Annotated in this window: 13 protein-coding genes; all 13 read left to right on the forward strand. The window is 39.5% G+C overall.

Features of this window, described 5'->3' with window-relative positions; translation table 11 throughout:
* Positions 1-131: 131 nt before the first annotated feature.
* The 13 genes from NST21_RS09350 (at position 132) to rny (ending at position 14,812) form a co-directional block, all read left to right on the forward strand.
* Positions 132-1,667, forward strand: coding sequence for an ABC transporter ATP-binding protein (locus NST21_RS09350; RefSeq protein ID WP_340888789.1), 1,536 nt, complete (start codon positions 132-134; stop codon positions 1,665-1,667).
* Positions 1,660-2,703, forward strand: a complete 1,044-nt coding sequence (locus NST21_RS09355; RefSeq protein ID WP_056526880.1) for an ABC transporter permease — start codon at positions 1,660-1,662, stop codon at positions 2,701-2,703. The genes NST21_RS09350 and NST21_RS09355 overlap by 8 nt, the downstream gene beginning before the upstream one ends.
* Entirely contained in the window at positions 2,704-3,663 is a 960-nt protein-coding gene (locus tag NST21_RS09360; RefSeq protein WP_252430744.1) for an ABC transporter permease, read from the forward strand.
* 217 nt (positions 3,664-3,880) lie between these two features.
* Complete coding sequence (yfmF, locus tag NST21_RS09365) at positions 3,881-5,164, forward strand: EF-P 5-aminopentanol modification-associated protein YfmF (protein ID WP_340888791.1); 1,284 nt, start codon at positions 3,881-3,883, stop codon at positions 5,162-5,164.
* Entirely contained in the window at positions 5,164-6,450 is a 1,287-nt protein-coding gene (yfmH, locus tag NST21_RS09370) for an EF-P 5-aminopentanol modification-associated protein YfmH (protein ID WP_053345386.1), read from the forward strand. Before yfmF ends, yfmH begins: the two co-directional genes overlap by 1 nt.
* Before the next feature lie 20 nt (positions 6,451-6,470).
* A complete protein-coding gene (gene ymfI, locus NST21_RS09375) occupies positions 6,471-7,196 on the forward strand; it encodes an elongation factor P 5-aminopentanone reductase (RefSeq protein WP_201181380.1) in 726 nt (241 codons plus the stop codon).
* A gap of 80 nt (positions 7,197-7,276) precedes the next feature.
* Complete coding sequence (locus tag NST21_RS09380; protein ID WP_340888792.1) at positions 7,277-7,534, forward strand: DUF3243 domain-containing protein; 258 nt, start codon at positions 7,277-7,279, stop codon at positions 7,532-7,534.
* 241 nt (positions 7,535-7,775) lie between these two features.
* Complete coding sequence (locus NST21_RS09385; RefSeq protein ID WP_201181378.1) at positions 7,776-8,567, forward strand: DUF3388 domain-containing protein; 792 nt, start codon at positions 7,776-7,778, stop codon at positions 8,565-8,567.
* Positions 8,568-8,575: 8 nt separating this feature from the next.
* Positions 8,576-9,481: a helix-turn-helix domain-containing protein gene (locus NST21_RS09390; RefSeq protein ID WP_340888794.1), complete on the forward strand. Its 906-nt coding sequence runs from the start codon at positions 8,576-8,578 to the stop codon at positions 9,479-9,481.
* A 180-nt stretch (positions 9,482-9,661) separates the two neighbouring features.
* Positions 9,662-10,246, forward strand: a complete 585-nt coding sequence (gene pgsA, locus NST21_RS09395) for a CDP-diacylglycerol--glycerol-3-phosphate 3-phosphatidyltransferase (RefSeq protein WP_053345391.1) — start codon at positions 9,662-9,664, stop codon at positions 10,244-10,246.
* Between the two features lie 22 nt (positions 10,247-10,268).
* Positions 10,269-11,501: a competence/damage-inducible protein A gene (locus tag NST21_RS09400; RefSeq protein ID WP_340888795.1), complete on the forward strand. Its 1,233-nt coding sequence runs from the start codon at positions 10,269-10,271 to the stop codon at positions 11,499-11,501.
* A 347-nt stretch (positions 11,502-11,848) separates the two neighbouring features.
* On the forward strand, positions 11,849-12,889 hold the full coding sequence (gene recA / locus NST21_RS09405; RefSeq protein ID WP_053345392.1) for a recombinase RecA: 1,041 nt from the start codon (positions 11,849-11,851) through the stop codon (positions 12,887-12,889).
* A 363-nt stretch (positions 12,890-13,252) separates the two neighbouring features.
* Positions 13,253-14,812 (forward strand): ribonuclease Y, encoded by a 1,560-nt coding sequence (gene rny / locus NST21_RS09410; RefSeq protein ID WP_056526893.1) that lies wholly within the window; start codon positions 13,253-13,255, stop codon positions 14,810-14,812.
* Positions 14,813-14,819 lie beyond the last annotated feature (7 nt).

A 14,819-nucleotide genomic window follows, 5' to 3' on the forward strand; every position in this document is an offset into this window, starting at 1 on the left:
TAAAATATCGAATGAAAAACTATGATAGAATCGTAGTTTTTCATTTGGTTTTTTCAAGAAAACCAAATTGGTAAGGATCAGCAATTTTCTAATTAAGAATCATTTACACTCATTTTAGGAGTTGATAATACGTGGAATATGTAATTGAGATGCTCAATATCCGAAAGGAATTCCCAGGCATCGTCGCTAATGATAACGTAACCCTTCAAGTGAAAAAAGGGGAGATTCACGCATTATTAGGTGAAAATGGTGCGGGTAAATCTACATTGATGAATGTTTTATTCGGCCTATACCAGCCAGAGCAGGGAGAAATCCGTGTAAATGGCAAGCCAGTCAAGATTACCAGTCCGAACATTGCCAATGAATTAGGGATTGGGATGGTGCATCAGCATTTTATGCTTGTTGACCCTTTTACAGTAACAGAAAATATAATTTTAGGAAAAGAACCTTCCAAAGGAGGTAAAATCGACTTAAAAGAAGCGAGTGAGGAAGTTAGGAAACTATCAGAACAATATCAGCTTCGTGTCGACCCTTATGCAAAAATTGCAGATATTTCAATAGGGATGCAGCAGCGTGTCGAAATTCTAAAAACGCTATACCGTGGTGCAGAGATACTGATTTTCGATGAGCCAACAGCTGTGTTGACTCCTCAAGAGATTAAGGAACTGATTTTTATAATGAAGGCTTTGATCAAAGAGGGGAAATCAATCATTTTGATTACTCACAAACTTAAGGAAATTATGGAGGTTTGTGATCGGGTAACTGTCATCCGGAAGGGGCAGGGGATTGGGACAGTGAATGTCAATGAAACGAATCCTAACGAATTGGCCAGCTTAATGGTTGGTCGGGAAGTTCTATTTAAAACGGAAAAAACGGCAGCCTCCCCCTCTGATGTTGTTCTTGATGTTAGCGGACTAGAAGTCAAGGATTCACGGGGAGTTTCAGCTGTCCGGAACTTGGAATTAACGGTTCGTGCAGGGGAGATTGTCGGGATTGCCGGTGTAGATGGCAATGGTCAATCGGAATTAATTGAAGCATTAGCAGGCCTAAGGAAGACGACAGCAGGGTCCATAAAATTAAATGGGAAAGAAATTAGGAATCTAAAGCCGCGCAAAATTACTGAATCAGGCGTGGGTCATATTCCAGAAGACAGGCATAAGCATGGCTTGGTTCTCGATTATAGCATTGGAGAAAATATCGTCTTGCAAACATATTATCAAAAGCCCTATTCAAAAGCTGGTATCTTGAATTCAAAGAGAATCTTTGAAAAAGCGCGTTCATTGATTAAAAGTTACGATGTTCGGACTCCAAGTGAATTTACGCCAGCTAGGGCCCTTTCTGGCGGGAATCAGCAAAAGGCAATCATAGGAAGGGAAGTTGATAGGAACCCAGATCTATTGATTGCCGCGCAGCCAACTCGCGGACTCGATGTTGGGGCGATTGAATTTATTCATAAACGCCTGATTGAACAGCGTGATGCAGGAAAAGCGGTACTCCTCATTTCATTTGAATTAGAAGAAATCATGAATGTGAGCGATAAAATTGCCGTTATTTATGAAGGAGAAATCGTCGCCATTGTCAATCCTAAAGAAACGACTGAACAGGAGCTTGGTCTTCTTATGGCTGGCAGCAAGCGTATGGAAGCAGGTGGAAAACAAAATGTCTAAGTATTTTTCTAAATTAACAAGTCCAGTGATAGCGGTTATCCTTGGCTTAATTGTTGGGGCTATCATCATGTTAGTAAGTGGCTATGATCCAATTGCAGGGTATGGCTCCATGATTGGTGGAATTGTTGGAGATTCGTATTATGTAGGAGAATCCGTCAGGACAATTATTCCTTATATCCTCGCTGGTTTGGCGGTAGCCTTTGCTTTTCGTACTGGTCTGTTCAATATCGGAGTCGAAGGGCAATTAATTGTTGGTTGGCTGGCCGCAGTATGGGTAGGGATTGCCTTTGATCTTCCAAGAATTATCCATTTGCCATTAGCGATCTTAGCGGGAGCAGCTGCAGGTGCTTTGTGGGCATTTATTCCGGGATATTTAAAAGCTAAGTTTCGAGTACACGAAGTAATCGTTTCTATTATGCTGAACTATACAGCTTTATATGTAACGAATTATTTAATTCGGAATGTAATGACAGACAAGCTTGATAAAACTGAAAGAATTGCTGATACAGCATCACTACGGTCTCCTTTCTTTGAGAGCATTACGGATTTTTCCCGCATGCATTGGGGAATAGTCGTAGCCATTATTTGTGTAATCATCATGTGGTTCATTCTCGAAAGAACAAAAACGGGATTTGAACTGAAAGCGGTAGGATTCAATCAGCACGCATCAGAGTATGCAGGGATGAGCGTTAATAAAAACATCATTCTTTCCATGGTTATTTCTGGTGCATTTGCAGGCCTTGCTGGTGCCATGGAAGGCTTAGGAACCTTCGGTTATGCTGCGGTCAAAGGTGGATTTACAGGTATGGGCTTTGATGGGATTGCAGTAGCCTTACTAGGAGCAAATACGGCTATTGGAGTAGTTCTTGCTGCTTTATTATTTGGCGGTCTGAAGGCAGGGGCCTTAAATATGCCGCTCGAAACTGGCATACCAAGTGAAATTGTGGATATTGTCATAGCATTAATTATTTTCTTCGTCGCATCCAGTTATTTTATTCGTTGGATTGCCGCTCGATTTAAGAAAGGGGTGAAATAAGTGGATTTTTACCAAGTATTACAAATTATTATTCCATCTATGATTGCTCTAGCTGCTCCACTTATATTCACTTCACTCGGAGGAGTGTTTTCTGAACGAGCAGGTGTCATAAACATTGGTTTAGAAGGATTAATGGTCATTGGTGCCTTTACAGGAATTGTTTTTAACTTAATGTTTGCAGATGTTTTCGGGGAATGGACTCCATGGCTGGCTGTTTTAGCGGCAATGATTGCTGGATTGTTATTCTCAGTTCTTCATGCTGTGGCGTGTATAACTTTTAGAGCTGATCAAACGGTAAGTGGAGTTGCAATCAACTTATTGGCTGTAGGCCTCACTATGTTTTTAGTGAAGCTGATTTATGACAAAGGCCAAACAGATCGAATTACAGAAACATTCCCAAGGATTGATGTTCCTTTATTAAGTGATATTCCATTTATAGGTCCTATCTTTTTTTCAAATGGATATTATATTGTCTATATAGCCATTTTGATATCTTTTGTCGTATGGTATGTACTTTATAAAACCCCATTTGGTTTAAGGATTCGTGCAGTAGGGGAGCATCCTATGGCTGCTGATACGATGGGTGTCAATGTTACGAAAATCCGCTATGCAGCGGTTCTGCTATCTGGTGCATTTGGTGGAATCGGCGGTGCGATTTATGCTACTATTTTTTCGAATGAATTTAATCATGCGACAATTAATGGTCAAGGATTTATGGCCATTGCCGCTATGATATTCGGTAAATGGCATCCAATCGGTGCGATGGGGGCAGCGCTATTCTTTGGATTAGCCCAGAGTTTAAGCATTGTAGGATCGAGCCTTCCTTTCTTCAAGGACATCCCATCCGTTTACCTATTAATCGCGCCTTATGTACTAACAATCATAGCATTAACAGGCTTCATTGGCCGCGCTGATGCTCCAAAAGCTTCTGGCCAGCCATATATTAAAGGGAAAAGATAAGTTATTAACCGGTCCGCTTTATGTGCTGACCGGTTTTTCCTTGTGAAAGAGAGGAAAGATTTAAGCAATATGTGGAGTCCTTGTTGAAATAAAAAAAATAGCTGTAACTTGCATGATTTTTCCTTTCGCATGTATATTTTAAGTAGATGTTTAAAAGGTTACCTATCTACAAACAATAAGCTAATAAAGTTGAATTATATATTGAGGAGGATTATTCATGTCTATTGCTTCCGATACAATTACGGAAAAAAGCGGCTACAGGCTTCACGTGGTCCGCACGGATAAATATAAAACGAATACTCTCGTTCTGAAAATGAAAGCACCATTGACAAAAGAGAACGTTACATATCGTGCATTACTGCCATATGTGCTACAAAGCAATACAAGTAAATATCCTACAACACCCGAGCTTCGATCTTATCTTGATGATCTTTATGGAGCAGGGTTTTATGTCGATGTCGCTAAAAAAGGAGAATACCAAATCCTAAGCTTTACAATCGATATCGTCAATGAAAAATTTCTAAGTGACCCGACGCCGCTTCTTGAAAAGGCTTTTATGTTGCTATCCGAAGTGATATTTCATCCAAAGAAAAATGGTGAAGCCTTTGACCACAAAACGGTCTCTAATGAAATTCGGTCATTAAAACAGCGGATTCAATCAATTTCCGATGATAAAATGCGGTATTCTGCTACACGTCTTGTTGAAGAAATGTGCAAAAACGAACCATATGCTCTAGAAGCGAGCGGGAATCTACAAGACTTGGAGACGATTACCCCTGAGTCCCTTTTTACCTATTATAAAAAAGTATTAACTGAGGATGAAATTGATTTATATGTGATCGGAGATATCGACGAAGCAGAAGTTGAAGTCTTAGCTGACAACTATGTCTCCCTCCTTCCAGATCGTGTGCCGGCAAGGCTGCAGAGGAATACAGGTAAAGAAGTAGGTAAGGAAAAAGAAATCATTGAGAATTCTGACGTGAAACAAGGAAAATTGAATATAGGTTATCGAACCTATGTCGCGTATGGTGATTCGGATTATTATGCACTACAACTATTCAATGGGATTTTTGGTGGCTTTTCACATTCAAAGCTTTTCATCAATGTCCGGGAGAAAGCTAGCCTTGCCTATTACGCAGCCTCTAGGCTCGAAAGCCATAAAGGCCTTCTAATGGTTATGGCAGGTATTGAAAATGCCAACTATAAGCAAGCACTAGATATTATTAATGAACAAATGAATGAAATGAAGCAAGGGAATTTTTCTGAAGAAGAACTGGCACAGACAAAAGCGGTCATTAAAAATCAGCTTCTTGAAACCATTGACGTTTCAAGAGGTCTGGTCGAAATTTTATATCATAATGTGGTTTCCGGCCATGATATCTCACTCGACGAATGGTTTGCAAAAACAGAGCAGACGACTAAGGAAGAAATCGTCGCCGTTGGTCAAAAAATTCAGCTTGATACGATCTATTTCCTAACAGAAGCGGAGGTGCAAGGGTAATGGAGAAAATAGTATTTAGTCAATTGAAAGAAGAGCTTTTCCATGAAAAATTGGAGAATGGCCTTGAAGTATATATTCTCCCGAAAAAAGAGTTCAATAAATCCTTCGCGACGTTTACAACGAAGTATGGTTCAGTCGACAATCATTTTAAACCATTGAATCAAAAGGAATTCACGAAGGTGCCTGATGGAATTGCACATTTTCTAGAACATAAGCTTTTTGAAAAAGAAGATGGTGATGTTTTTCAGCAATTCTCAAAGCAGGGAGCATCTGCAAATGCCTTCACTTCGTTTACCCGGACAGCTTATCTATTCTCAAGCACTTCCGACTTTGAAAGGAATTTAACGACGTTGATCGACTTTGTTCAGGACCCTTATTTTTCGGAAAAGACTGTAGAGAAGGAAAAAGGAATCATTGGGCAGGAAATTAATATGTATGATGATAATTCTGATTGGCGATTATATTTCGGGACGATTGCAAACATGTATCATCAACATCCTGTGAAAATTGATATTGCCGGTACGGTGGAATCTATTGCTGGTATTACGAAAGACATGCTTTACGAATGTTATAATACGTTTTATCATCCAAGCAACATGCTGTTATTCGTTGTAGGCCCGGTTGATGCTGAAAGTACCATGAAGTTGATTCGGGATAATCAAAATAATAAAGAATATCAGGAACAGCCGGAAGTAGAGCGTAAATTTGAGGCGGAGCCGGAAACGGTTGCTAAAGATAAGGAAATATTAAAAATGAATGTTCAGACACCGAAAGTGATGGTGGGAATCAAGGCTACCGATGTTTATCAATCCGGTGTACAACTATTGAAAAGGGAGTTGGCGACCAATATTTATTTAGAAATGTTGTTCGGCAAAAGTTCTCCTCTGCACGAAACAATGTACGAGAAGGGTTTGATTGATCAAAGCTTCTCTTATGACTATACACAGGAACAAGGTTTTGGGTTTGCATTAATTGGCGGGGATAGTACAAAACCTGAAGAACTAACAGAGTCTTTATTGGAAATTCTGCAAAAGTCCAAATCTGGAACCGGCTTGAGTGAAGAAAGCCTGCAAAGGACGATTAAGAAAAAAATCGGTTCTTTCCTTCGTTCTCTGAATTCACCGGAATATATTGCGAATCAATTCACCCGATATGCTTTCAATGATATGAACTTGTTTGATGTGGTATCGGTATTGGAAAAACTTACGATTGAAGATATCGGGAAGGTCGCCAAGGAATTTATATCCGATGAACGGATGACAGTCTGTCAGGTACTTCCAAAATAATATATAAAGGGGGCGTAAATGTGGGGAAGCGTTTTGCCCTTATTACGGGAGCTAGTGGAGGAATAGGCAGGGAAATTGCTTTAAAGCTCGCCGAGGAGAACTATTCACTTTATCTACATTACAACAGCAACGAGGAAGCGATTCTGAAGTTGATTGAAGAGCTTAAACAATATCAGGTTGAACTTATTCCGATTCAAGCAGATTTAGCCGCGGCGGACGGATACAAGAAACTGGCGCAAAATATTTTTGCCCTTCATGCCATCGTTCTTAACAGTGGCAATAGCTATTATGGACTCATATCCGACATGGATGAGCAAATCGTTAATGAAATGGTTCAGTTGCATGTAACGAGTCCTTTCCAATTATCAAAGGAACTACTTCCAAAATTAATGTATCAAGAACAGGCTGCCATCGTGGCCGTCACATCCATTTGGGGACAGACGGGTGCATCTTGTGAAGTGCTATATTCAATGGTCAAGGGCAGTCAAAATGCTTTTATCAAGGCGTTAAGCAAAGAAGTATCCCTTAATGGAATTAGGGTCAATGCAGTTGCTCCCGGGGCGATTTCCACTTCTATGCTTGAGTCTTTCAGTGCCGAAGACTTGGAAATCATAAAAGGAGATATTCCTATGGGACGTATGGGTAGTTCGAAGGAAGTAGCCGAGGCCGTGTTCTATTTACTGTCTGACAAGGCCTCTTATATAACTGGGCAAATCTTAGGAGTAAACGGTGGCTGGTACACCTGATTTTTTTAATACCATGTATAATTCCTTCGTTTCCTTCACAAAATATCTATGTACTATTTTGAAGGAAAGGGTGACCATTCATGTCTGTATTAGACAATTGGGATCAATGGAAAAATTTCTTAGGCGACAGATTAAATCAAGGTGAACAACAAGGTTTGTCAGAAGGTGCTGTTAACAACTTAGCTTTCGAAATTGGTGATTACCTTTCTCAGCAGGTTGAGCCTAAAAACGATCAAGAGAAAGTACTTGCTGACCTTTGGTCGGTTGCAAGCGATGATGAAAAACATGCCATGGCAAGCGTTATGGTCAAGTTAGTAGGAAACAATGGAACAAAGTAAATTTTCAAGCCAAAGGCCCTGTTATTTAAATAACAGGGCCTTTGGCTTGAAGATAACTACCTGATCTATCCTCTAATATAAAAATGAACACTTTTATAGGGTTTTTCCTTTTAACTTATCACGAAATACTATATTATAGAAGCTAGACAATAATAATTAATGGTTACAGACCTTGAAATTTACGATGGATAAGTTTTGCTCGAATGTTGGGTAAAAGCTTCTAGGCTTAAGGAGTGTTATCGTGGAGAAAAAAGAATGGTATTTTGAATATGAAATTCAAGTCAACCGTCCAGGTTTATTGGGGGATATTTCATCCCTGCTGGGTATGCTATCCATCAATATCATCACTATTAACGGTGTCGATGAAGGTAGGCGAGGTTTACTCCTAATGGCAGAAGATAGCCGGAATATAGAAAGATTCGAATCAATCCTCCATACGATGGATACGATAAAGGTCATTAAGCTTAGGGAACCTAAATTGCGTGATCGTCTTGCTGTCAGGCATGGGCGTTATATTCAGCGCGATGCTGATGAAAAAAACACGTTCAGGTTTGTACGTGATGAACTAGGGTTGCTTGTCGATTTCTTGGCCGAGTTATTTAAACAAGAAGGTCATAAGTTAATCGGGATTCGAGGCATGCCCCGCGTAGGGAAAACCGAATCTATCGTAGCCTCGAGTGTATGTGCTAATAAAAGATGGTTATTTGTGTCATCCACCCTTTTAAAGCAGACTATTCGCAGTCAGCTTATTGAAGATGAATATAACAATGATAATTTGTTTATTTTAGATGGGATTGTTTCAACTCGCCGTGCAAATGAGCGTCATTGGCAGCTAATCCGCGAAATCATGAGGCTTGATGCTGTCAAAGTCATCGAACATCCTGACGTTTTTGTACAAAATACGGAGTATACTCTCGAAGACTTTGATTATATTATTGAATTGCGAAACAATCCAGATGAAGAAATAACATATGAAGTTGTCGACCAAAAAGACCAGTTTTCAGGGTCGGAATTTGGTTCCTTTGACTTTTAAAATGGCAGGTGTTTTATTTGACTGAGTTAGGTAATCGATTAAAGGAAGCTAGGGAAGCCAAAGGGCTTAGCTTAGAAGATTTACAAGAATTAACGAAGATTCAAAAGCGTTACCTCATTGGAATTGAAGAGGGCAATTACAGTATGATGCCTGGAAAGTTTTATGTACGGGCATTCATTAAGCAATATTGTGAAGCGGTCGGACTGGATTCAGAAGAGATTTTTGAACAGTACAAGAGTGAAGTGCCTTCAGTTTATAGTGAGGAACTACCTGAACAACTTTCGAGGGTCCAATCCCGGAAAACGATTCCTGCTGGGGACTCCAAAGTTGTAGAAATGTTACCTAAAATCCTGGTTGCCGTTTTAGTTATTGGTGTTGCTATTTTAATTTGGGTGCTAGTATCTAGTAATATGAGTAAGCCTGATAGTGACGATAAAAAGAACGATAAACAGAATGAAGCGGTTGGATACAATAAAAGTGATGAGTTTAATAAAGAAGAAGAAAAAGCAGACAAAAAGCAAGATGTAAAAAAAGAAGATACATCTGACAAAAAAGATGATGCAGATGACGCTGTAGATGAAAAGACAGATCAGGAACTTGCCGTTGTCAGCACTAGCGGTAAAAATAGTACGTATGAATTGAAAAATACAGATACCTTTAAATTAAAGGTGACTTCTAAAGGCTCACCGTGGGTTGGCATTAATAACGGAGAAGGGAAATTACTATTCCAGGGCACAATTAATAAAAACGAAAGCCAGGAAATTGATTTCACTAATGAGAAAGAGGCTGTCATTAATGTAGGTAGAGCGTATGAAACTGAAATTTTTGTGAATGGTGAGAAGTTGGAGTATTCTATTTCGCCGACTGAAATGGCTACGCAATTGGTTACGATACAATTTACGAAAGCCGAATAGTCATCTTTAGATGACTATTTTTCTCTTTATATTTCAAAGGTTGAAAATGGTTTGCCTGGCATATAACATTGGGTTTTGAGTTAAATTATACATAGGAAATATCTTGGCCTTAGGCCTCATATTATTTAGATTGAAAACGCATTGCCCAAAAAGCAGGCGTAAATTTTGGAGGTTAAAAGTTTGAATCTGCCTAATAAGATTACAGTAGCAAGAATCTGTTTAATACCAGTTTTTTTAATCATCATGCTCGTACCTTTTTCATGGGGGACGCTTACCTGGGGAGAGTACAAATTACCAGTTGCGCATTTAGCGGGAGCTATTCTCTTTATTATCGCTTCTACTACGGATTGGATTGATGGTCATTTTGCCAGAAAATATAATATGATTACTGATTTAGGGAAATTTTTAGATCCATTGGCTGATAAACTTCTGGTTTCGGCTGCATTAATTGTATTGGTTGATCTAGATTTAATGTACGATCAGTCTTGGATTGCTATCGTTATCATTAGCCGTGAATTTGCTGTGACTGGATTACGATTGGTATTAGCTGGTACAGGGGAAGTAGTTGCAGCGAACCAGCTTGGTAAAATCAAAACATGGGCACAAATAGTAGCTATTTCAGCATTATTGTTGCATAACCTACCATTTGCCCTCATTTCGCTGCCGTTTGCTAATATCACTTTATGGATTGCATTAATCTTTACAATATGGTCTGGTTTGGATTATTTTATAAAAAACAAAGAGGTATTTGTTAATTCTAAGTAAACGAATGGGTGGTTTTGAAAATATGGATGCAGAAATCATTGCAGTAGGCTCTGAACTTCTTTTGGGACAAATTAATAACACAAATGGAAGATTTTTATCACAACAGTTTGCCGAAATGGGTGTCAATGTTTTTTACCATACTGTCGTCGGAGATAATGACCGACGATTACAACAAGCCATAGAAATCGCAGAATCCCGGGCTAACTTGATTGTATTTACCGGTGGACTTGGTCCTACTAAAGATGATTTAACGAAGGAAACAATCGCTCGCCATATAGGAAAAAAACTCGTTTTTAATGATGAAGCACTTCAATCCATTGAAGCATACTTTGAAAAACGCGGCCGGACGATGACGGAGAACAACAAAAAGCAGGCTCTCGTCTTAGAAGGCAGCGAGGTCTTGGCAAATGATCATGGCATGGCTCCGGGGATGATCTTGGCGAAATCCGGAATCACGTATATGTTGCTTCCTGGTCCTCCGAGTGAAATGGAACCAATGTTTTTAAGCTATGGTTATGAATCGATTATGAATAAACTTGAAAAGCATGAACGGATCGACTCCAAGGTTCTTCGGTTTTACGGGATAGGGGAAGCTGAACTGGAAACAGTGATTGAAGATCTTCTTGTCAATCAAACGAATCCCACAATCGCTCCACTGGCTGCTGAAGGGGAAGTAACGTTAAGGATTACCGCTAAAGACTCTTCTAAAGAAAAATGTGAGGAGCTTATTTTAGAAGCGGAAAAAGAAATTTTAAACAGGGTCGGCAAGTTTTATTATGGAAGTGATAATACTTCGCTCATAAAAGAACTTGTTAAAGAATTAACGGTCCGAAAGCTTTCAATAGCGGCAGCGGAAAGCTTGACCGGCGGTATGTTTCAAGAGCAACTTACAACGATACCAGGCGCCGGAAAAGTGTTCAAGGGTGGTATTGTCAGTTATACAAATGATGCGAAGTCGAATGTTTTGGGCATCAGTGATGCGACAATCTCGAAAAATGGCGTAGTCAGTGGTGAGTGTGCAATGGAAATGGCTTCTAATGCCAGGGAAAAGTTCGATGCGGATGTAGGTATCAGTTTTACTGGTGTTGCAGGGCCTGATGAACAAGAAGGCAAGCCAGTAGGTACGGTCTTCATTGGAATTTCTTACCGTGATGGAGACACTCACTTTAAAGAGTTGAATTTATCTGGAAGCAGGGCGCAAAACCGTGTTCGTAGCGTGAAGTACGGCTGTCATTATTTATTAAGGGACTTATAAAAGACGAAGCAGAGCTTTTTAAAGGCTCTGTTTTTGTTTGATTTAAGAAGTTTCTTTCATGTAAAAAAAGGGAAAAGAAAAAACAGTTAATTCTATAAAAATGCTTTTTCAAAGACGTTATTGAATGAAAATGATGATTTTATTCAGGAGAAATACTTTTTTGTAAAGAATAATTCAATAGAAAAAAACGAATGAATGTTCGACTTTTTGCTTGGCAAAATAGTAAAAAGAGTATATAGTAAAGATAGGTTTTGAGACAAGATACAAACCTTGTTCTCAATTAATTGCTTACGTAAGAACATCTTTAATCGGACAGCCGATTATTTGAATATAGAGGAGGAAATTGAGTGAGTGATCGTCAAGCGGCTTTAGATATGGCGTTAAAACAGATTGAAAAACAATTTGGTAAAGGTTCTATTATGAAACTTGGAGAACAGTCTGATCGAAGAATCTCAACGATTTCAAGCGGTTCTTTAGCATTGGACGTAGCATTGGGAGTAGGCGGATACCCAAGAGGCCGGGTCATTGAGATATACGGACCTGAAAGCTCAGGTAAAACGACTGTTGCATTGCATGCAATTGCAGAAGTACAAAAGACTGGAGGTACGGCTGCATTCATTGATGCTGAGCATGCTTTAGATCCAGCATATTCAGAAAAACTTGGTGTGAATATTGATGAGTTACTGCTTTCTCAGCCTGATACGGGTGAACAAGCACTTGAGATTGCTGAGGCGTTAGTGCGAAGCGGCGCGGTAGATATCATTGTTATCGACTCCGTAGCGGCTCTTGTTCCAAAAGCTGAAATCGAAGGTGAAATGGGAGATTCCCATATGGGTCTTCAAGCCCGGATGATGTCACAGGCGCTTAGAAAGCTGTCTGGTGCCATTAATAAATCAAATACCATTGCTATATTCATTAACCAAATCCGTGAAAAAATCGGGGTTATGTTTGGAAATCCAGAAACGACTCCAGGTGGCCGTGCATTGAAATTCTATTCAACTGTTCGCCTTGAAGTACGTCGTGCTGAACAATTGAAACAAGGTAATGAAATTGTCGGTAATAAAACCAAAATTAAAATCGTGAAAAATAAGGTAGCTCCCCCATTCCGTCAAGCAGAAGTCGACATTATGTATGGTCAAGGGATTTCTCAGGAAGGTGAAATCATTGATATGGGTGCAGATCTTGATATTGTCCTTAAAAGCGGCTCTTGGTATTCATACAATGAAGAGCGTGTCGGACAAGGACGGGAAAATGCGAAAATGTTCTTGAAAGAAAATCAGGATATTGCTCTGGAAATTTCACAGAAAATCAGAGATCATTATAACCTTGATGGAGAGCATGAACTACCAGAAGAGACAGAAGAGGAACATTTTGAATTACTTGATTAATGATAGAAAAAGACCTAAGCTTGTTTGCTTAGGTCTTTTCTATATCTTGTGAAGTCATGTAAAATGAAAAAAGTACAAAATTTTCAGCGAATTTATCGGTCGTGAAAACGGGTTTACAGTCTTTTTCCATAATAATGTTGTACAGAATAGCGATTGATATTAATAAAACTTGAATAATCATTGATACATAAGGGACAAACGCTTGACAATAAAAATTCTCAACTATACAATTAATATGTATATTTTACAATTTTTCAAACTAAAATTTTGAAAATTAAGTGCTGTATATTGAATTATGTGCAATGTACTTGCCGACAGTTCAACATTTTATGTAAAAAGTTCATAGCAAGGGGAGGTGAAACGATGGAACCCATGACAATCATCTTCACTTTGCTTGGCCTAATCGTCGGTGCAGTTGTTGGTTATTTTATTCACAAATCAAAATTTGAGAGTAAAATAGCAGGGGCAAAGGGCTCTGCAGAACAAATCCTTGAGGATGCAAAACGTGAAGCGGATGCTCTTAAGAAAGAAGCCTTGTTGGAAGCAAAAGATGAAATTCATAAAGTTCGCTCTGATTCTGATCGAGAATCTCGTGAAAGAAGAAGCGAATTACAAAAACAAGAAAATCGGTTATTGCAAAGAGAAGAGAATCTTGACCGGAAGGATGAAACGTTAGACAAACGTGAAAGCCTTTTGGAGAAAAAAGAGGATTCTCTAAACCAAAGACAACAGCATATTGAAGAGATGGAAAGCAAAGTGGACGAGATGGTACGTAAGCAGCAAACAGAGCTTGAACGTGTTTCCGGCTTAACTCGTGAAGAAGCTAAAGCAATCATTATAGACCGAATGGAAAACGAGCTTGCTCACGATGTAGCGCTTATGATTAAAGAAAGTGATACCCGTGCCAAAGAAGAAGCTGATAAAAAAGCAAAAGAAGTTCTTTCTCTTGCCATTCAGCGTTGTGCGGCTGATCATGTCGCAGAAACCACCGTTTCTGTAGTAAATCTTCCAAACGATGAAATGAAAGGCCGGATTATCGGACGTGAAGGCCGAAATATCCGGACATTAGAAACGCTAACAGGTATTGACCTTATTATTGATGATACTCCTGAAGCTGTCATTTTATCTGGATTCGATCCAATCAGACGGGAAACGGCACGCTTGGCTCTTGAAAAGCTAGTTCAGGACGGTCGGATTCACCCGGCACGTATTGAAGAAATGGTTGACAAAGCAAGACGTGAGGTAGATGAACATATTCGTGAAATTGGTGAACAAACAACATTTGAAGTTGGTGTTCACGGGCTCCATCCAGATCTCATCAAAATACTCGGTCGTTTGAAATTCCGTACCAGCTACGGTCAAAACGTGCTGAAGCATTCAATTGAAGTGGCCCAGCTTTCAGGATTACTTGCTGCTGAGCTTGGTGAGGATGAAGTTCTTGCCCGCCGTGCAGGTTTATTGCATGATATAGGGAAAGCAATTGATCATGAAGTAGAAGGCAGTCACGTTGAAATTGGCGTGGAATTGGCAACCAAGTATAAAGAGCATCCAACTGTCATCAACAGCATCGCTTCACATCATGGTGATACAGAACCAACTTCCATTATTTCAGTGCTTGTGGCAGCCGCTGATGCGTTATCAGCTGCAAGACCAGGTGCAAGAAGTGAAACGCTGGAAAATTACATTAGAAGACTCGAAAAACTTGAAGAGATTTCCGAATCCTATGATGGAGTGGAAAAATCATTTGCAATTCAAGCCGGACGTGAAGTACGGATTCTAGTTAAACCAGAACAAATAGATGATCTTTCGGCACATCGACTCGCACGTGATATCCGGAAAAGGATTGAAGAAGAGCTCGATTACCCAGGTCATATAAAAGTAACGGTTATCCGTGAAACAAGAGCAGTAGAATATGCCAAATAATATTTGG

The sequence above is a fragment of the Peribacillus sp. FSL K6-1552 genome (assembly GCF_038005205.1).
Taxonomy (GTDB): domain Bacteria; phylum Bacillota; class Bacilli; order Bacillales; family DSM-1321; genus Peribacillus; species Peribacillus butanolivorans.

Bases quoted from the DNA above. Each gene is read 5' to 3' on its own strand.
- NST21_RS09380 (WP_340888792.1), top strand. From the start codon at position 7,277: ATGTCTGTATTAGACAATTGGGATCAATGGAAAAATTTCTTAGGCGAC.
- yfmH (WP_053345386.1), top strand. From the start codon at position 5,164: ATGGAGAAAATAGTATTTAGTCAATTGAAAGAAGAGCTTTTCCATGAA.
- yfmF (WP_340888791.1), top strand. From the start codon at position 3,881: ATGTCTATTGCTTCCGATACAATTACGGAAAAAAGCGGCTACAGGCTT.
- NST21_RS09400 (WP_340888795.1), top strand. From the start codon at position 10,269: ATGGATGCAGAAATCATTGCAGTAGGCTCTGAACTTCTTTTGGGACAA.
- NST21_RS09355 (WP_056526880.1), top strand. From the start codon at position 1,660: ATGTCTAAGTATTTTTCTAAATTAACAAGTCCAGTGATAGCGGTTATC.
- rny (WP_056526893.1), top strand. From the start codon at position 13,253: ATGGAACCCATGACAATCATCTTCACTTTGCTTGGCCTAATCGTCGGT.